At 64.9% G+C, this 17,968-nt stretch carries 17 protein-coding genes and 1 pseudogene; 7 read left to right on the forward strand and 11 right to left on the reverse strand.

The genetic code is table 11. The features are described 5' to 3' along the window. From GKC28_RS01475 to pdhA, 3 genes are read right to left on the reverse strand one after another with little or no spacing between them, the layout of a single operon-like run. Nucleotides 1-261, reverse strand: a complete 261-nt coding sequence (locus tag GKC28_RS01475; protein WP_174144760.1) for a hypothetical protein — start codon at nt 259-261, stop codon at nt 1-3. Between the two features lie 8 nt (nt 262-269). After that, on the reverse strand, nt 270-1,643 hold the full coding sequence (locus GKC28_RS01480; RefSeq protein WP_174144761.1) for a pyruvate dehydrogenase complex E1 component subunit beta: 1,374 nt from the start codon (nt 1,641-1,643) through the stop codon (nt 270-272). A gap of 16 nt (nt 1,644-1,659) precedes the next feature. After that, nucleotides 1,660-2,673 carry a pyruvate dehydrogenase (acetyl-transferring) E1 component subunit alpha gene (pdhA, locus tag GKC28_RS01485; protein WP_174144762.1) on the reverse strand — a complete coding sequence of 338 codons (1,014 nt, stop codon included), beginning with the start codon at nt 2,671-2,673 and terminating at the stop codon, nt 1,660-1,662. A 299-nt stretch (nt 2,674-2,972) separates the two neighbouring features. Between pdhA and GKC28_RS01490 the strand changes: the two are divergent. After that, a pseudogene (locus GKC28_RS01490) lies at nt 2,973-3,730 on the forward strand (SDR family oxidoreductase). Between the two features lie 51 nt (nt 3,731-3,781). On the opposite strand, the gene GKC28_RS01495 reads toward GKC28_RS01490, so the two are convergent. Together GKC28_RS01495 and pgk are read right to left on the reverse strand one after the other, a co-directional pair. Beyond that, nucleotides 3,782-4,081 (reverse strand): septum formation initiator family protein, encoded by a 300-nt coding sequence (locus tag GKC28_RS01495; protein WP_174144763.1) that lies wholly within the window; start codon nt 4,079-4,081, stop codon nt 3,782-3,784. A gap of 193 nt (nt 4,082-4,274) precedes the next feature. Continuing rightward, nucleotides 4,275-5,465 carry a phosphoglycerate kinase gene (pgk, locus tag GKC28_RS01500; RefSeq protein ID WP_174144764.1) on the reverse strand — a complete coding sequence of 397 codons (1,191 nt, stop codon included), beginning with the start codon at nt 5,463-5,465 and terminating at the stop codon, nt 4,275-4,277. A gap of 140 nt (nt 5,466-5,605) precedes the next feature. On the opposite strand from pgk, the gene GKC28_RS01505 reads away from it, so the two are divergent. The 3 genes from GKC28_RS01505 to GKC28_RS01515 all read left to right on the forward strand — a co-directional run bounded on the left by GKC28_RS01505 (nt 5,606) and on the right by GKC28_RS01515 (nt 7,771). After that, a complete protein-coding gene (locus tag GKC28_RS01505) occupies nt 5,606-6,112 on the forward strand; it encodes a peptidylprolyl isomerase (RefSeq protein ID WP_019296866.1) in 507 nt (168 codons plus the stop codon). After that, nucleotides 6,105-6,656 (forward strand): peptidylprolyl isomerase, encoded by a 552-nt coding sequence (locus GKC28_RS01510; protein ID WP_174144765.1) that lies wholly within the window; start codon nt 6,105-6,107, stop codon nt 6,654-6,656. Before GKC28_RS01505 ends, GKC28_RS01510 begins: the two co-directional genes overlap by 8 nt. A gap of 152 nt (nt 6,657-6,808) precedes the next feature. Then, a complete protein-coding gene (locus tag GKC28_RS01515) occupies nt 6,809-7,771 on the forward strand; it encodes a DUF3179 domain-containing protein (RefSeq protein ID WP_174144766.1) in 963 nt (320 codons plus the stop codon). A 54-nt stretch (nt 7,772-7,825) separates the two neighbouring features. Here GKC28_RS01515 and GKC28_RS01520 read toward each other — a convergent pair whose 3' ends face one another. The 3 genes from GKC28_RS01520 to GKC28_RS01530 all read right to left on the reverse strand — a co-directional run bounded on the left by GKC28_RS01520 (nt 7,826) and on the right by GKC28_RS01530 (nt 11,172). Further along, on the reverse strand, nt 7,826-9,058 hold the full coding sequence (locus GKC28_RS01520; protein WP_174144767.1) for a calcium-binding protein: 1,233 nt from the start codon (nt 9,056-9,058) through the stop codon (nt 7,826-7,828). Between the two features lie 226 nt (nt 9,059-9,284). Continuing rightward, complete coding sequence (locus GKC28_RS01525; protein ID WP_174144768.1) at nt 9,285-9,851, reverse strand: polymer-forming cytoskeletal protein; 567 nt, start codon at nt 9,849-9,851, stop codon at nt 9,285-9,287. Beyond that, nucleotides 9,841-11,172: a M23 family metallopeptidase gene (locus tag GKC28_RS01530; protein WP_174144769.1), complete on the reverse strand. Its 1,332-nt coding sequence runs from the start codon at nt 11,170-11,172 to the stop codon at nt 9,841-9,843. Before GKC28_RS01530 ends, GKC28_RS01525 begins: the two co-directional genes overlap by 11 nt. Before the next feature lie 651 nt (nt 11,173-11,823). Between GKC28_RS01530 and GKC28_RS01535 the strand changes: the two genes are divergently transcribed. Together GKC28_RS01535 and GKC28_RS01540 are read left to right on the forward strand one after the other, a co-directional pair. Continuing rightward, entirely contained in the window at nt 11,824-12,009 is a 186-nt protein-coding gene (locus tag GKC28_RS01535; protein ID WP_174144770.1) for a hypothetical protein, read from the forward strand. A 6-nt stretch (nt 12,010-12,015) separates the two neighbouring features. After that, nucleotides 12,016-12,243 (forward strand): hypothetical protein, encoded by a 228-nt coding sequence (locus tag GKC28_RS01540; protein ID WP_174144771.1) that lies wholly within the window; start codon nt 12,016-12,018, stop codon nt 12,241-12,243. Nucleotides 12,244-12,309: 66 nt separating this feature from the next. Here the strand turns inward: GKC28_RS01540 and GKC28_RS01545 are convergent, their stop codons facing one another. The 3 genes from GKC28_RS01545 to GKC28_RS01555 form a co-directional block, all read right to left on the reverse strand. Beyond that, nucleotides 12,310-12,819: a hypothetical protein gene (locus tag GKC28_RS01545; protein ID WP_174144772.1), complete on the reverse strand. Its 510-nt coding sequence runs from the start codon at nt 12,817-12,819 to the stop codon at nt 12,310-12,312. A gap of 69 nt (nt 12,820-12,888) precedes the next feature. Next, entirely contained in the window at nt 12,889-13,731 is an 843-nt protein-coding gene (locus GKC28_RS01550) for a ferritin-like domain-containing protein (protein ID WP_174144773.1), read from the reverse strand. 257 nt (nt 13,732-13,988) lie between these two features. Next, nucleotides 13,989-14,450, reverse strand: a complete 462-nt coding sequence (locus GKC28_RS01555; protein WP_174144774.1) for a peroxiredoxin — start codon at nt 14,448-14,450, stop codon at nt 13,989-13,991. 50 nt (nt 14,451-14,500) lie between these two features. Between GKC28_RS01555 and GKC28_RS01560 the strand changes: the two genes are divergently transcribed. After that, nucleotides 14,501-17,962, forward strand: a complete 3,462-nt coding sequence (locus tag GKC28_RS01560; protein WP_174144775.1) for an AsmA-like C-terminal region-containing protein — start codon at nt 14,501-14,503, stop codon at nt 17,960-17,962. Nucleotides 17,963-17,968 lie beyond the last annotated feature (6 nt).

Raw genomic sequence — 17,968 nt, forward strand, 5'->3', positions numbered from 1 at the left:
TCAGCGCTCCTCAATCAGAACAATTTGGTCATAGGGCGCCCTGGGGCGCCGGGTGCCGCGGGCCAGTTGGGTAATCGCGGCTTCGATCTTGTCTTTCTTCTCCGCCATCCAGACGTAGGCTTCCTGATGGGAGGGCCGCGCGCCGATCAGCCTCGTGTCCGCTGCCAGCCGTTCGGGAACCAGTGCAGTGACTGTGCGCCCGTCGACGGTCAGTGTGACGCGGTAGCATTCGGTTTCGGGATCGCGGCCCCTGATCTCCATCTTCGTCCTTAGCGGTAGGTGACTTGCTTCACCGCCTCGACCACCTCATCCGTGGTGATCAGCGCGTGGCGTTCCAGGTTGGCGGCATAGGGCATTGGCACGTCCTTGCCGGTGCAGGTCACAACCGGCGCGTCCAGGTAGTCGAACGCCTCGCGCTGCACTTCGGAGGCGATGTAGCTGCCGACGGAGCCCTGCGGCCAGCCTTCCTCGACGGTGACCAGGCGGTTGGTCTTCTTGACCGATTCAATCACCGTGGGCAGGTCCATGGGCCGGAGCGTCCGCAGGTCGATGACCTCAGCCGCGATGCCGTCCTGGGCCAGCTTGTCGGCGGCTTCCAGCGCGTATTGCATGCCGATGCCGAAGGAGACGATGGTGGCGTCGGAGCCTTCGCGCCAGATCCGGGCCTTGCCGAAGGGGATGGTGAAATCATCGAGCTTGGGCACGTCGAAGGCGCGGCCGTAGAGGATTTCGTTCTCCAGGAAGATCACCGGGTTGGGGTCGCGGATCGCGGTTTTCATCAGGCCTTTGGCGTCGGCGGCGGAGTAGGGCATCACCACCTTGAGGCCCGGGATCTGCATGTACCAGGCGGCATAGTCCTGGCTGTGCTGGGCACCGACACGGGCGGCGGCGCCGTTGGGGCCGCGGAACACCATCGGCGCGCCCATCTGGCCGCCGGACATATACAGCGTCTTGGCTGCTGAGTTGATGATCTGGTCAATCGCCTGCATGGCGAAGTTGAAGGTCATGAACTCGACAATCGGCCGCAGACCGCCAAAGGCCGCGCCGGTGGCGATGCCGGTGAAGCCGTGCTCGGTGATCGGGGTGTCGATCACCCGCTTGGCGCCGAATTCGTCCAGCAGGCCCTGGCTGACCTTGTAGGCGCCCTGGTATTCAGCGACTTCCTCGCCCATCAGGAACACGTCCTCGTCGCGGCGCATTTCCTCGGCCATGGCGTCGCGCAGCGCTTCGCGCACGGTGGTCTGCACCATCTCGGTGCATTCCGGGTAGTCCGGTTCGAGAACCTTGGCCGGCATGGCGGGTTCCTTCTGCGGCGCGGCGGCGGCGGGTTTGTCGGTGGGCGCTTCCTCGGCAGGGGCCTCTTCCTTGGCGCTGCTGGCCTCGTAGTCATCGGCGCTTTCGCCGTCTTCGACCAGCACCGCGATGGGGGTGTTCACCTTGACCCCTTCGGTGCCTTCACCGATCAGGATCTTGCCGACGGTGCCTTCGTCGACGGCCTCAAACTCCATCGTCGCCTTGTCGGTTTCGATCTCGGCGAGGATGTCGCCGGAGTTCACGGTATCGCCTTCCTTGACCAGCCATTTGGCCAGGGTGCCTTCCTCCATGGTCGGCGACAGGGCGGGCATAAGAATTTCAGTTGCCATGTCTTTGTCTTCCCTCTCAGGCGGTTTCCTGCGGCACTTCGTCCGCGTAGATGTCGGTCCAGAGTTCTTCGAGGGCCGGTTCCGGGCTTTCCTTGGCAAACTCGGCGGACTTGTTGACGATCTCCTTGATCTCCTTGTCGATCGCCTTGAGGTCTTCCTCGGTCGCGTGTTTGCCGGTCAGCAGCATCTCGCGGACCTGCTCGATCGGGTCGCGCTCCTCGCGCATTTTCTGGACCTCTTCGCGGGTGCGGTACTTGGCCGGGTCCGACATCGAGTGGCCGCGGTAGCGGTAGGTCTTGACCTCGAGGATATAGGGGCCGTCGCCGCTGCGGCAGTGGGCCACGGCGCGCTCGCCGGCTTCCTTCACTGACAGCACGTTCATGCCGTCGACCGCTTCGCCCGGGATGCCGAAGGCCTTGCCGCGTTCCCAGATCTCGGCGCTGGAGGTGGAGCGCTGCTGCGCGGTGCCCATGGCGTACTGGTTGTTCTCGATCACGAAGACCACCGGCAGCTTCCACAGGGCGGCCATGTTGAAGGTCTCATAGACCTGGCCCTGGTTGGCGGCGCCGTCGCCGAAATAGGCGAAGGTGACGCGCCCGTTGCCCTTGTACTTGTCGGCGAACGCAAGGCCGGCGCCGATCGGCACCTGGGCGCCGACGATGCCGTGGCCGCCATAGAAATGCTTCTCTTTCGAGAACATGTGCATCGAGCCGCCCTTGCCCTTGGAGTAGCCGCCCTCGCGGCCGGTGAGCTCGGCCATGACGCCGTCCGGGTCCATGCCGCAGGCCAGCATATGGCCGTGGTCGCGGTAGGAGGTGACGCGCTTGTCGCCTTCCTCTGCTGCCGCCTCAAGACCGACGACAACCGCTTCCTGGCCGATGTACAGGTGGCAGAAGCCCCCGATCAGGCCCATGCCGTAAAGCTGGCCGGATTTCTCTTCGAATCGGCGGATCAGCAGCATCTCGCGGTAGTGTTTTGTCAGTTCTTCGGCAGAAACGTTTGGTTTCTTTGCGCTTTTTCTAGCGGCCATGGTGGTCAGCTCCCCCTGAAGGCTAGATAGTTTAGTGTTAAACAAATTCATAGCGGGTTTTGCCGCGGCTGAATAGTGCTATTCTGACGCGGGGCGGACGCGGGGTAAAGATCCGCCGACGGACGCGCAAAAATGCAACGCTTGCGGGGCCGGTGAAGGGAGAGCCTGTTTGGTGCTGCCCCGCCGGCCCGGATCTTGCGCCTTCCTTTTCGGGGTGCGCGGCAAGCGCAAGAAACGGGTCGCTGCGCACCGGCTTTCCTTTTTTGCTGATTAACGTGCAAAAAGCGAAAGGCATGACCATGGAACTGAAGGACAAGACAATCATCATTACCGGGGCGAGCAGCGGGATCGGCGCGGCCGCGGCGCTCTTGTTTGCCGCCGAGGGGGCGAATGTGGTGCTGGGCGCGCGCAGGGAGGTACGGCTGAAGGCTATTGCCGGGCAGATCGGGAATAGCAATGGGAACGCCGTTTTCCTGGCCGGGGCTGATTGCGACGCGGCTTATGCCAAGGCGCTAGTTGAATTGGCGGAGGAACGCTTTGGCGGTCTGGACGGCGCGTTTAACAATGCAGGCATGATGGGGGATATGGGCCCCATTGCGGAGATGGAGCCGGGCAATTGGCAATCCGTCCTGACGACCAACCTCACCAGCGCATTTCTCTGTGCTAGGGCGCAGATCCCAGCGCTGCAGCGGCAGGGCGGCGGGTCCATTGTCTTTACCGGGACCTTTGTTGGCGTCAGCAACGGCGGCATGCCGGGCATGGCGGCCTATGCAGCGTCAAAAGCCGGGTTGCTGGGGCTGACCCAATCGCTGGCCTCAGACCATGCGGCGGAGGGGATCCGGGTGAATACGATCCTGCCGGGGGGGGCACCAGGACGGACATGGCTGGCGACGATCCAGCGACGCATGAGTTCATCGCCGGTTTGCACCCGCTCAAGCGGATGGCGGAGCCCAAGGAGATCGCCCAGTCGGCGATGTTTCTGCTGTCGGACAGGGCGAGCTTTGTGACCGGCGCTCCGGTCTCCGTTGATGGCGGTATTTCGGTCCGGCTGCTTTGACGGTCGTGCCGCTGGCTGCGGAGCGGCCGACGGCAATCTCTGCTGAATGGATCAGCGGATCACGATCTCGTCCGCGCGGACGAGACCGAGAACCGTGCGTGCCTGTTCGTCGAGGAGGTCGAGGTCGAGGTAATCGTCGGACAGGCGGCGGGTCAGGTTCTCCATCTCGCTGATGCGGGACTGGAGGCGGCTGAGATCCTGCTGAAGTTCTTCCGCTTCGGCCTGGATCTCAACCCGTCTGAACAGCCCGAAGTCGCCCTGTACCGCCGCAAAGGTGAAATACGCGCTGAGCGCGAATGCGATCGCAAAAAAGGCGATGACGCCGAGGGACGGCCGTGTGCTTCGGGTCACTTTGGAGGTGCCTGTATGTTACTGCTAGTCTTGTATTTTGCGCCGTTTGCCGGCGTCTGGAGGGACTATGCCACAGGCGAATCGACTTGGGAATCCCAAAACTGTCCACAGGCGCAGTTTTTACCCTGAGAACAGGAAATGCCCCGACCGGGGCGGTCGGGGCATCAAAACACGGGCAGGCTTTGGTGCGTCGTTACTGGTCCAGCGCTGCGACGCCGGGCAGCACTTTGCCTTCCATCCATTCCAGGAAGGCGCCGCCGGCGGTGGAGATATAGGTGAAGTCGCCGGCAGCACCCGAGGCGTTCAGCGCCGCCACGGTGTCGCCGCCGCCGGCCACGGAGATCAGCTGGCCGGAGCGGGTCATGGCCGCTGCTTTCAACGCGGCAGAGTTGGTGGCGGCATCAAAAGGCTCCAGCTCAAACGCGCCGAGAGGGCCGTTCCAGATCAGGGTCTTGCTGTTGGCAAACACCTCGATGATGCGGGCGACGCTGTCCGGGCCTGCGTCCAGGATCATGCCGTCCTCGGGGCATTGATCGGCGGGCAGGATTTCATGCGGGGCGTTGGATTCGAACTTTTTGGCGACCACGATGTCGGAGGGCAGGATGATCTCGCAGCCCGCGGCTTCGGCCTTGGCGAGGATCTCGGCTGCGGTGTCCTTCATGATGCGCTCGGCCAGCGAAATGCCGACCGGCAGGCCCTTGGCCACCAGGAAGGTGTTGGCCATGCCGCCGCCGATCACCAGGTGGTCGACCTTCTCGATCAGGTTGCCCAGAAGCTCCAGCTTGGTGGAGACCTTGGCGCCGCCAACCACGGCAGTGACCGGGCGCTGCGGCTGGCCCAGGGCGCTTTCCAGCGCTTCCAGTTCGGCCTGCATCAGGCGGCCGGCGCAGGCGGGCAGCAGGCGGGCCAGCGCCTCGGTCGAGCTGTGGGCGCGGTGGGCGGCGGAGAAGGCGTCGTTGCAGTAGACCTCGCCCAGGCGCGCCATGCCGGCCGCCAGGTCCGGGTCGTTCTTGGTCTCAGCGGCGTGGAAGCGGGTGTTTTCCAAGAGGAGAACTTCGCCGGGCTGCAGGGCATCGGCTGCGGCCTCGGCGCCTGCGCCGACGCAATCGGCAGCAAACAGAACCTTGGTTTCAAAGGCGCGCTCCAGCGTCGGAACCAGCTGGTTTAGCGACAGGTTCTCGCGCCGCTCGCCGCCGGGGCGGCCGAAGTGCGCCAGCAGGATCGGCTTGCCGCCTGCGGCCAGGATATCGTGCACGGTGGGGGCGATGCGGCGGATGCGGGTGGAGTCGGTCACCACGCCGTCGACGATCGGCACGTTGATATCCACGCGCACCAGCACGCGCTTGCCGTTCAGATCCATGTCGTCGAGTGTTTTCCAGCCCATCTTTCGAGACCCCTTATGGTGAAAGTGCAGTCAAATCCGCGGGCTGTTTCGGGGGTTTTTGCGCATCAGTCAATGCTCCCTTGGCATTTCCGGGCTCTGGGCTTAGGTATCTGTGCAAATTTCGACGACAGGAGGGCCAGATGGCCGAGATTAAAGATCCCGAAAACACCATCATCATCGAGCTGAAAGACGGCAATGTGGTGATCGAGCTGCTGCCCGACGTGGCGCCGAAGCATTCCGAGCGGATGAAGGAACTGGCCCGCGGCGGCGAATATGACAACGTCTGCTTCCACCGCGTGATCGACGGTTTCATGGCGCAGACCGGCGACGTGGCCAACGGCGACATGGAAGACGGCTTCAACATCCGCATGGCGGGCACCGGCGGCTCCAGCCTGCCGGATCTGCCGGCCGAGTTCTCCAAGCTGCCGCATGACCGCGGCACCCTGGGCGCGGCGCGGTCGCAGAACCCGAACTCCGCAAACTCGCAGTTCTTCATCAACTTCAAGGACAACCACTTCCTGAACGGCCAGTACACCGTTTACGGCCGTGTCATCGAAGGCATGGAGCATGTGGACGCGATCACCCGCGGCGAGCCGCCTGCGAACCCGGACCGGATGATCTCCGTGAAGGTTGCTGCGGATGCGTAAGGCGCTTTCGCTGGTGGCCCTGCTGGCGGCGGGGCCTGCCTTTGCCTCTGGCCTTGAAATCCAGGTCGAAGGCGAGGCCAATGGCACCATCAAAATCGACCTGTTCGAGGATGTGGCGCCCAAGCATGTGGAGCAGATCACCGCGCTGGCGGCGGAAGGCCAATACGATGGCGTGGTGTTCCACCGCGTGATCGAGGGCTTCATGGCGCAGACCGGCGACGTGGAGTTCGGCAAGCTGGAAGGCGGCGACATGAGCTATGCCGGGCGCGGCGGCTCCAGCCGTCCGGACCTGCCGGCCGAGTTCTCTGACCTGGCGTTTGACCGCGGCGTCGTGGGCATGGCGCGCTCGCAAAGCCCGAACAGCGCCAACTCGCAGTTCTTCATCATGTTCGATGCGGGCCATTTCCTGAACGGCCAGTACACGGTTGTCGGCAAGGTGACCGAGGGCATGGATGTGGTCGATGCGATCAAGCGCGGCGCCGGGCAGAACGGGTCGGTGATCGGCCAGCCCGATGCGATGACCAAGGTGACCGTCACCGATTAAGCCATACCGGATTTCCGGAAGGAGAAGGCCCGCGCCCGGGATTCCGGGGGCGGGCCTTTGCTTTTGCAGGGATGACAGCCGGTCACAAGCGCGTGCCGGCCCCTGTTCCGGGCCTGTCTGCCGCCGTCTAATGAGGCAGGGAGACGTTGGTCATGTTTAAGAGTTTGATGGTGTGTCTGGCGCTGCTGCTGCCGTGGAGCGCTGACGCCGATCCGCAGGTCTGGAAGCGGGAGTGGCCGCAGACCGATTTCAGCCGCACCGCTGTGCCTGAGTGGCGCCAGATCCGCTCCGGCGGGGTGCGCAAGGACGGGATACCGGCGCTGGACGCGCCGAAGTTCGTGGCGGCCTCCGATGCGCGGCGGCTCAAGCCGCGGGAGCCGGTGATCACGCTGGAGATGGAGGGTGCCAAGCCGCGGGCCTATCCGCTGCGTTACCTGACCTGGCATGAGATCGTGAACGACGTGGTGGCGGGGGCGCCGGTTGCGGTCACCTATTGCCCGCTGTGCAACTCAGCGATGACATTCGACCGTCGCACCGCTGCGGGTGTGCTGTCCTTCGGGGTCAGCGGCAAGCTGCGGTTTTCCGACATGGTGATGTATGACCGCGAGAGCCAGAGCTGGTGGCAGCAGGCGACCGGCACTGGAATTGTCGGGCGGATGACCGGCACCCGGCTGAAGACGCTGCCGAGCTGGGTCGAGAGCTGGCAGGAGTTCACCGCCCGCAATCCGGACGGGCTGGTGATGGCTGAGCCGCGGTGGAACCGGGATTACGGGCGCAACCCCTACCGCGGCTATGACACCGCGAAATGGCCGTTCCTGTATGACGGCAGCCCGCCGCCGCACGGGCTGGCGCCGATGCAGCGGGTGGTGCGCGTCGGCAGCCGCGCCTGGCCGCTGGCCCGACTGGCGCGGGAGGAGGAGATCCGCGAGGCCGGTCTGGTGCTGAGCTGGCGGGCGGGGCAGGCCTCGGCGCTGGACACTGGGAGGCTGGCACAGGGGCGCGACATCGGCAGTGTCCGCGTGCGCGATGCGCAGGGGCGGGACGTGGCGCATGACGTGATGTTCGCCTTTGCCTTCCACGCCTTCTGGCCGGACGGCACATGGATGCTGAAATAACAAAAGGCGCGCCGGGCTGGCGCGCCTTTATGCGCCCGTGTCTGGCTGGAGCGCTCAGAACAGGAAGTTGTCCGCGTCCTGCAGTTGCGCCACGGTGATGTCCTCGACCAGGATGGTCACATTGGCAAAGGACACCAGCACATCATCGCCCTGCTGTTCAAAATCCAGCTGGCCCAGGCGCGAGGCGCCGCGGCCGATCTGGATGTGGTCCTGGCCGGCGGTGAAATCGGTGATGGTGTCGTTGCCGTGGCCCTTGTGGAACACAAAGGTATCGGCCCGGCCGCCGCCGGTCAGCAGGTCGTCGCCCTTGTGGCCGATCAGAACGTCGCGGCCGTTGCCGCCGTTCATCGTGTCGCTGCCGGTGCCGCCGGACATCGTGTCATTGCCGCCGCCGCCAATCAGGCGGTCATTGCCGTTGCCGCCCTTCATGTTATCGCTGCCGGTGCCGCCGATAAGCTTGTCTTGTCCGCGGCCGCCATCGAGGAGGTCATCGCCCGAGTGGCCCGAGAGAATGTCGGAATCGTCGCCGCCGAACAGCGAATCCAGGCCGTTGCCGCCGTTCAGCTGGTCGAGGCCGGCCCCGCCTTCGAGCCGGTCGGACCCGTCCTCGCCGATCAGCACGTCATTGCCGGAGAGGCCGCGCAGCGTGTCATTGCCGCCCCCGCCCAGCATCAGGTCATGGGTCACGCCGGAAATGGTGTTCCCCTGCAGGCTGTTGCTGCTGGAGCTGCCCACGGTCACGGCAAGCGTCCGGTTGGTGAATTCGAGAATTTCGATGCCGCTGATGCGGTCCAGGCCGTCGGCGCTGTCGATCAGCAGGGTGCTGTAGCTTGAGGTTGCAGTGGCATTGCCGAAATTGTCGCTGATGATCAGCGTGTCGATGCCGCTGCCGCCGTCCAACGTATCGTTGCCGGTGCCGAATTTGAGGGTGTCGTTACCGCCGTAGGAGCTGAAGTTTTGACCGATGGTAATATTGACGTCGATGTTGTCGTTGCCGCTCAGCAAGGAGGAATCGCTGATATAGTCCAATTCGTAGTAATAGTAATCAAACCAGGAAATGGAGAGCCGGGTTGTGCCGTATTGGCTTACGGAAAGCGAATTGACGGTCCAGTAGTAGTAGGACGAACTGGAGAAGTTTCCGGTCAATGTCATAGTCGCGCCGCTGCTGCCGCCAATTACAATGTGCGTGCTGGATTGGGAAACCAGGGTCGGGTTGTCAAAATATCCGGAGGTCAGGAAATCCAGGCTCCAAGTGCCGGATGGATCGTTGATCGTGAGATTCGTCATATGATGAAAAGTCCCCAGTTAACTGTTCTTTGCCGAGTAATTTGCGAAACTAACAAGTCCTTAACGCCGGCAACTTAGAAGGGCAAGGAAAGGAATTCCGGAAAACCCTGACGGTAGCTGCAAGACGTAAGGGAAGGTGTGCGCAACAGAAAACGCCGCAGGGGTGCCCCTGCGGCGCTTCTGGTCCCTGTCAGACCCGGCGGTGCTGAGGTCCTGCCGTGGCGGCTCAGCTTTCGGTTTTGCGGGCCGCGGTGGCGGCCTGAACGGCAGCCGACGGCGCTGCTGCGGCGGCCGGTGCGGACGCAGGGGCGGCAGCAGCTGCCGCCGGGGCGGACTTGCGGCCGCCCGGGTTTAGCGGGTCGTCCTGACGCTGCACGGAGCCTTCGAAATGGGCGCCGCTTTCGATTGCGATAGTCTTGTGGATGATGTCGCCCTCGACCCGTGCGGTGGAGGTCAGGCGCACCTTGAGGCCGCGCACGCGGCCGACGATACGGCCGTTGATCACAACGTCATCGGCAGTGATTTCGCCCTTGATGGTGGCGGTTTCGCCGACGGTCAGCAGATGCGCGCGGATGTCGCCTTCAACGGTGCCTTCGACCTGGATGTCGCCGGTGGTCTTGACGTTGCCGGTGATGTGCAGGTCCGAGCTCAGCAGCGATGCGGCAGGCTTGGCCTTGGGCATGCTGGAAGAGTAGTCGCTGGCGGCAGGCGCAGCTGCCGGTGCTGCCGCGGGTGCCGGGGTTGCTTCGGCCTGCTTCGGCCCGGGCTCGTTGATTTTGCTCTTAGAAAACATTTCTCGCAGCCTTGATGTAGATCATGGGGTTAACAGCTTGCCCGTTGACCCTGACCTCGTAGTGGAGGTGGGTCCCGGTGGACCGTCCGGTGTTACCCATATCAGCAATGTGATCCCCGCGCGAGACCCTTTGGCCCTTTGTCACGCGGATCCTGGAGTTATGGGCGTATCTGGTTTCGATGCCGAAAGCGTGGCGGATGGTGACCATCTTGCCGTAGCCCGATTGCCAGCCGGCATGGGTGACAACACCGTCGGCGGTGGCAAAGATATCGGTGCCGGTGCTGCCGGCGAAATCGGAGCCCTTGTGCAGGCGGCGGCCGCCTGTTTTCGGGTCGCGGCGGTAGCCGAAGCCGGAGGTCTGGCGCACGTGCCCGAGGTTCACCGGAGTGGCAAAGGGCGCCTGCTGGGCGGCCAGCCGGTAGAGGTTCAGCTGATCGAGCTTGGCGAGAATGGCGTTGGCGCGCAGCGCTTCGGGGCTGGGTTCCTCGCCGCGGGTGGACATGGCCAGCGGTTCCAGCGGGCCGCCCTGGCCGCTGTAGCCGCGGCGCACCTGTTCGAGGATGCGGTCGGGCGGCATGCCGGCATTGCGGAACATCTTGTCGAGCGGGGTGACAGAGACCGCGACCGCCTCTTCAAGCTGGCGGAAGATCTGGCTGTTGCGCTCATTCATCAGCTGCAGTTCCAGCTCCAGCTCGTCGCGCTGCTCCAATGCGCCGCGGGCGTCGGCCAGGATCTGGTCGCGTTCGGTCGCGGTGTCAGCCAGCACATCCGCGAGCAGGCCCATCTGCGCCTCGGCGCTGGCCATCACGGCATGGGGGCTGGCGCCGCCCTCGGTTTCTTCCTTCAGCTGCGCCAGGGCTTTGCGGGCGCCGTCGCGCTGAGTCATGGTGTCGCGCAGGGTCGACTGGATTACCTCGATGCCGGTTTCCAGCTCGCGGCGGCGGGTTTCCGAGGCCAGGAGTTCCGACTGCATAACAGAGATCTGTGACAGCGCGGCGTTGAAGCGCTCCTGCGCGGCCAGCGCCTCTTCGGCGCGGGCGTCGCGTTCATCGGAAATGGAATTCAGCCGGGCGCGGTAGGTCTGCTGGTCGCGCTTGGCCAGCTCGCGGAAGTTGCCGGAGCCGATACTGTCCATCAGCACGATGGCGGTGGCGACAATCGACCAGGCCACAAACAGGGTAACACCGCCCACAGCCACCAGCTGGGTCTCGGAGCGCAGACGGATGAACCGGGTGTCGGTGTCGGACTTGAGGAACACCCGCCGCTCCGGGAAGCGGCGTTCGAGAAAGCTGTGAATTCTGATCGCGAGCCGTGTGCGCAATGTGACTTCCCTGTCTGTCCCGTCGTCCGGTCCGGGATGCGCCGCTGCGGGGAGCGTCCGGGGCCTTGGCCGAAGTCAATAGACAGGGCTGGCCATTTGGGCAAGCCTGTTGACCCATTGCAGCGGGCCGTGGCGGTCTGGGGCAGGGGATCGGCGGGAAATTGCCGAGCCGGGCGAGCCGGATTCCGCGGGTGGGATACTGAGGCAGAGGTTACTGACAGAGGCCGGGGCAAAGCCGGCAGAAGCCGGGAGAGTTGTGCGGCCAGGGCAGGCTTGATAGCAAGCCATGGCATTTCCAAGAAAGATCTTCCCATGCCATCCCTTCCTTCCGTAAATGAACAGATGCAGAAGCCGGAAAACTGCCGGACGGTTTACCGTTACAAGCCCGACCTTGGGGACGCTCGGGACTTTCCAGCGGCGTTTGAACCGGATGTTTGCAGCTACAGCCGAAAACGCGCGGGCTTCAGAACTGATGCACATCTTCTGGCGCTGCCGGGGACACCTGAGAAAGCGATGGTTTACCGCCCATCGGACATGAGCGGTTGTCCGGAGCTGTTTGGAAATGTCCGGCTGGCGCGAGACAGAGTGCCTGAGTTTCTTCCGGACTGCCTGTGAATTTCCGGCAATCCGGTGATTAGTGCTTCGTTCAAAATGGCGATCCAGGCGGCGGACCCGGACGGCGCGCATCAGTTCATCCCCTGCATGATGTACAATGCCAAGGGGCAACGCATTTCGAGCCAGGATTATTACCACTTTGTCTGCGGCCGCACGGTGCTCCTGCTGGATCAGGATAGGCAATACAATTGCCTTCGCGGTGATGTGACGCCCGCCTTGTAAACAAAAATGTTCGACTCGCTGGGACGTGCAAGGTTCCTGTCGCATCTGCCCGTGTGGTGCCACAAGGGCAGCAGCGGGCTGCCAATCTACTTCTCGCAGGAGGCTTTCTGTCACATCCAGGCGGCAAAACTTCGGGGATTTGCGGAATTCACCAAGTACAATGGGCGGGACAAGCAGCCAGACGGAACACCGGCAGAGACGGTTGCCCATATCTGGGTGGACATGGATGGCTGAGGCGCTGCCAGAGGCAGTCTTTGCCATCCTGCCGGCGGGTGATGCGCCGTGCCGGATCGGGGCGGGTCAGCCTTGGCGGTCTTCCTGCGCTTCGCTCCAGCCGCTTTCCCAAGCCTGATGGTCGGCGTTGTCGAAGGCGTAGGGATTGGCGGTGATCGGCTGGCCGGTCATGCCGGCACGGAACCCCTCGTCGAAATGGGCGCCGCGCGGGTCCATGCCGCAAGGCTTGTGCGCGGTGTGGCGAAGGTGTTCGGCAAATTCCGGGTATCGGGCGAGGTCGGTCTGGTCGAGGCCCTCGGGGTGCTGTTCCAGCGCCTGGCGGCCGCGGCGGGTCAGCTGCCAGCTGCCTGTCCCCAAGGGTTCGAGAATGCAGGCGGTTTCGAGATCGGCGAGATGCCCGGCAAGCCGTTCCCGAAGCTCCTCCGGCGGCAGGCCCGGGGTTTCATTGGCCTGGTGAAAAAGCGTTGCGAGAGCGGTTTCGCAATTGGTCAATGTCACCGGACCGCTGCCGGCCTTGTGCATGATCAGCGCGACAAGGCTTGCAGTGCTCAGCAATGGAAAGTCGTTCTCGAACATGGGTTCAGCCGGGTTTTCAGGGCCTCCCAGTCTACGCCTGTACGGTCTCCAGGTAAAGACCGGGCCGGTTCACCAGCCCGGCAGCGGCTTCACCTCGTCGGCCAGCGGCCAGTAGAAATCCGGCGGCAGCCCGGCGTCGGCGCGCTTTTTCTCGTTGAAGGGCGGCTTCAGCGCGCCGCGGAAATACTTGCGCACCAGCGCGTGGAATTCCTCCTTGGGATCCAGGTTGTCCCGCCCGCAAAGGAAGTTGAACCATTTGGAGCCATAGGCGACGTGGCTGACCTCTTCGGCATAGATCAGCTCCAGCGCCTCCACCGCCTGGGGGAGGTTCGCCTTGCGGAAGATGCCGATCATGCCGGGGGTCACGTCGAGGCCGCGGGCCTCCAGCACCATCGGCACTACGGCGAGGCGGCCCATCAGGTCGTCTGCCGTGTCCTCGGCAGCGCGCCACATGCCGGCATGCGCAGGCAGGGCGCCGTAATGGCTGCCCAAAGATTCAAGACAGTCGCACATCAGGTTGAAATGCTTGGATTCCTCATCCGCGGCCTTGACCCAGTCGTCGAAGAAACCCAGCGGCATCGGCACATGCGAGAAGCGGGCGATGATGTCCCAGTGCAGGTCGACGGCGTTGAGCTCGATATGGGCCACCGCGTGTAGCAGGGCGATGCGGCCGGCCTCCGACCCAGGCTTGCGCTTCGGCACGTCGCGCGGGTTCAGCAGGTCAGGCTTTTCGGGCCGCGCGGGATGCATCGGCGGGCTGGCGGTGCCGATGGCGATTTCCGGCGCCTCGCCGTTTCGGTAGGCGAACCACTCGGCGGCATGGCGGCGCGACAAGGCGGTCTTGGCGCGCCCGCCGGCGGTGGTCAGCACCTCGGCGGCGCGTTCGGCAAGCGAAAGGGGCTGATCGGCCATGCGGGTCTCCTGAAGCGGCGTGGTACGACGGGTTCATCTGATTTGAGCGGCAGAGTCCAGAGCGGAAAAGGGAGTGCTCCCGCGCCTGCGGGTGATCAGCAGGCTGATCGCCCTGGCAGCCTTGGGCCAGGCAGCGCGCCTTCCGCGCGCTGCGCGCCGCCCCCGCGGGGCGGCGCCGGGCCCAACAGGGAAGCCTGCGCCCGGCAGGGCGCGGGCGGAGCCGGCGGGAGCGCCCCGCGGCGTCTGGGCGGGGTGGCTCAGAGAGCGCGGACCGCTTCCAGCACTTCCTCGGCGTGGCCGTCCACCTTCACCTTGCGCCAGACGCGGGCGATCCTGCCGTCCGCACCGATCAGGAAGGTGGAGCGCTCAATGCCCCAGTGCTTCTTGCCGTACATGCTCTTTTCCTTCCAGACGCCGTAGTCCTCGCAGACGGTGCTGTCCGCATCCGACAGAAGCGGCGTGGTCAGCCCGTGTTTGGCGGTAAAATTCTCATGCTTCTTGAGACTGTCCTTGGAAATCCCGAAAACGTGAGCGCCGGCATCGGCGAAGGACTGCAAAGCCTCTGAAAAGGCGATGGATTCTTTGGTGCAGCCGGGGGTATTATCGCGGGGGTAGAAGAACAGTACCACGGGCGCGCCCCGGAGGCTGGACAACGTGACCTCTCCGCCGCCGCCGCGGGGCAGGGTAAAGGAAGGGGCGGGATCTGAAACGTCGAGCATTGGCCTGTCTCCTGTCTTTTGCGCAAATCACTGCGCGGCGACCATAACCCATGAGCAGCGAAGGGAAAGCTGAGATCAAACCCGCCGGCGAGAATCACCGCGCCGCCGCCGAGGCGGTGCCGGTTTCCGGTCCCGCGCCGGTAACGGACGCGGCTGTGCGGGCTGTGCCGCGGCGGCGGCGCTGGCGGCTGCTGCGCGGGCTGGTCTGGGTGCTGGCGCTGCTGAGTTTTCTGGCTGCCGGCGCGGTCTATTTCGGGATCGGCACACGGCTGGATGCACCGGATTGGGTCAGGGACCGGGTTGAAGCCCGGATCGAGCGGCATCTGAACGGGTTGCAGGTCGAGTTCGGCGCCATCCAAGTTGTGGTTAACAAGGGCTGGCGGCCGCGGGTGAGCCTGCGGGATGTGGTGTTGCGGCACCCGGATGGCAGCGTCTTTGCCCAGTTGGCCGATGCCCAGGCGAGCCTGGCGATGCGGCCCCTGCWGCAGGGGCGGATCCAGCCCAAGCGGATCGCGCTGAGCGGGCTGTTTGCGGCGCTGCGGCGCAATGAGGACGGCAGTCTGGCGCTGAGTTTCGCCAGCGGTGCGGCACCGACACGGCGGGCGGCCAGCCTGGTGGAGCTGGTCGAGCAATGGGACAGCCAGCTGCAAAAGCCGGTGCTGGCCGCGCTGACCGAGGTCGAAACCAGCGAGCTGACGCTGTCCTACACCGATGACAGGCTGGGCCGCGGCTGGACCCTGGATGGCGGCCGGATCGGTTTGCAGCGCGAAGGCGACTCGGTCTCCTTGTCGGCGGCGTTCTCGGTTCTCAGCGGGCGCGGCGAGGTGGGCACTGTGGAGGCCAGCTATGCCTCGGAAATCGGCACCCATGAGGCTGAGTTCGGGGTGCTGGTGTCGGACATCGCCAGTGAGGACATCGCGGCGCAAAGCCCGGCTTTGGGCTGGCTGGGGGTGATGCAAGCGCCGATCTCGGGCTCCTTGCGCGGCGGTGTGGCGGCGGACGGCTTGGTGCAGCCGGTGCAGGCCAGCTTGCGCATCGGCAAGGGGGTGATCCAGCCGGCGGCGCAAACCCGACCGGTGCCGATCCAGGGCGCGCGCAGCTATTTCACCTATGACCCGGCGCGCCAGCTGCTGGCGTTTTCTGAGCTGAGCATAGAAAGCGGCTGGGGCTCCGGGGTGATGCAGGGGCAGGCGAGCCTCGCCGGGGTGCAGAACGGCCAGCTGGCCGGGCTGGTGGGGCAGCTGCGGTTCTCGGATCTGACGCTGAACCCGCGCCGCCTGTTTGAAACCCCGGTGGAGCTTCCCGCGGTGGATGCGGATTTTGATCTGCGGCTCAACCCCTTCAGGCTGCGGCTGGGTGAAATGCTGGTGCGGGACGGGGCCAGCCGCATTCACTTTGACGGTGTGGTCGGGGCCGGCCCGGAGGGCTGGGACTATGACCTGAACGGCAGCGTCGATCAGGTGCGGGTGAAGCGGGTCAAGGAACTGTGGCCCTCGGTGCTGGCGCCCAAGCCTCGGGACTGGGTGGGCGAAAACCTCCTTGCCGGGCTGGTGCGCGATGTCGGTTTCCACCTGCGCGGGCGCGGCAGCGGCAAGCCGTTTGTCAGCCTGGACCTGGCGTTTGAGGATGCCGAGGTGGTGTTTCAGAAATTCATGCCGCCTGTGCGGGGCGGCTCCGGCCAGCTGAGCCTGTACGGCCAGCGGTTTGTGGTCACGGCCTCCGGCGGTGCGGTGATGGCGGATCAGGGCGGTGCGGTGGAGATCGCCGGCACGTCCTTTATCATCCCGGATGTCTCTGCCAAGGAGGGCACCCCGGGGATTGCCCGGATCAAGGCGAAGGGCTCTGCCACGGCGGCGCTGTCGCTATTGAACCGGGAGCCCTTGCGGGTGATGGACAAGGCCAGCCTGCCGGTGGATCTGGCGGAAGGCCAGGTGGAGGCCGAGGGCACGCTGGCGCTGCCGCTGCAGAAGAAGATCCCGGTGGAGCAGATCCTATACCATTACCGCGGCACCGTGCGTGGCGTGGAATCCGGCAAGCTGGTGCCTGGCCATGTTGCGGCGGCACCGCTGTTGCATATCGAGGGCGATCAGGGGCAGGTGCGGATCAGCGGTGATGGCAGCCTGTCCGGCGTGCCGCTGAGTGCCAGCTGGCAGCAGAAGATCGGCAAGGATGCCGCGCCGGACAGCCGGGTCGAAGGGACAATCGAACTGTCGGCGGCGGCAGTGGAGGCTTTCAAAATCGGCCTGCCGCGCGGGGCTGTCACCGGCACGGCGCAGGGGCGCTATGCGGTGGATCTGAAGCCGGGTGCGCCGCCGCGGCTGGACCTGCAGTCGGATCTGCAGGGCGCAGGCCTGCGGATCCCGGAAATCAGCTGGCGCAAGCCGGAAGGCGCAGCCGGAAAGCTGTCGATGACCGCAACGCTGGCAGAAAGCGCCACGGTGGAGCGGCTGGAACTGGAGGCTCCGGGCCTGTCGGCCACGGGCCGGGTCACGACGCTTAAGACCGGCGGGCTGGATCAGGCAGTGTTCACTTCGGCACGGGCGGGCAACTGGTTCCAGGGCGCGGTAACCTTTACAGGCCGTGGCGCCGCGGCGCCGGCTATCGCGGTCACCGGCGGGCGGCTGGATCTGCACCGCTCCCCGTTCTCGGGTACGGCAAGCGGGGGCGGCAGCAGCCGCGGCGGCGATGTACCAGTGACGCTGCGGCTGCAGAATCTGCAAGTGACCGACAGCATCGGGCTGCAGAATTTCCAGGGCCGGTTTTCCACCCGCGGCGGCATGAACGGGGAGTTCACCGCACGTTTGAACGGTCAGACACCGGTGGCCGGCACGGTGGTGCCGCAGAACGGCGGCACCGCCTCGCGCATCCGGTCCAATGATGCGGGCGGGGTGTTCCGCTCTGCCGGGGTGTTCGGGCATGGACGCGGCGGCAGCTTTGATATGACCCTTGTGCCGGCAGCCGGTGCGCCGGGAGAATATGACGGCAGGGTCGCTGTCCGCAATATCCGGGTTCAAAACGCGCCGTCGATGGCGGCGATCCTGAATGCGATCAGCCTGGTGGGCCTGCTGGATGAGATGACCGGCCAAGGCATCCTGTTCACCAGCATGGAGGGGCGGTTCCGGCTGGGGGCCTCGCATCTGATCCTGCACCAGAGCAGCGCGGTCGGCCCGTCGATGGGGCTGTCGGTGGATGGCAACTACGATCTGAACAGCAGCCGTTTGAACATGCGCGGTGTGATCTCGCCGGTTTACCTTTTGAATGCCATCGGGCGGGTTCTGTCGCCGCGGGATGGCGAAGGGCTGTTCGGCTTCACCTTCACCCTGCGCGGCACTGCCGATGATCCCGTGGTAACCGTCAACCCGCTGGCCGGGCTGGCACCGGGGTTCCTGCGCGAGATCTTCCGCGGGCCGGCGCCGGCGGTGCCTGGCGACAACCGTGCTTTCTCTGCCGAGGGAGAGGTGCTGGAGGAGGGCCAGGAACAGGTGCGCGAACCGAGGAGCAGTGACAAGTAAACCTTG

The organism is Leisingera sp. ANG59 (assembly GCF_013317235.1).
Classification (GTDB): domain Bacteria; phylum Pseudomonadota; class Alphaproteobacteria; order Rhodobacterales; family Rhodobacteraceae; genus Leisingera.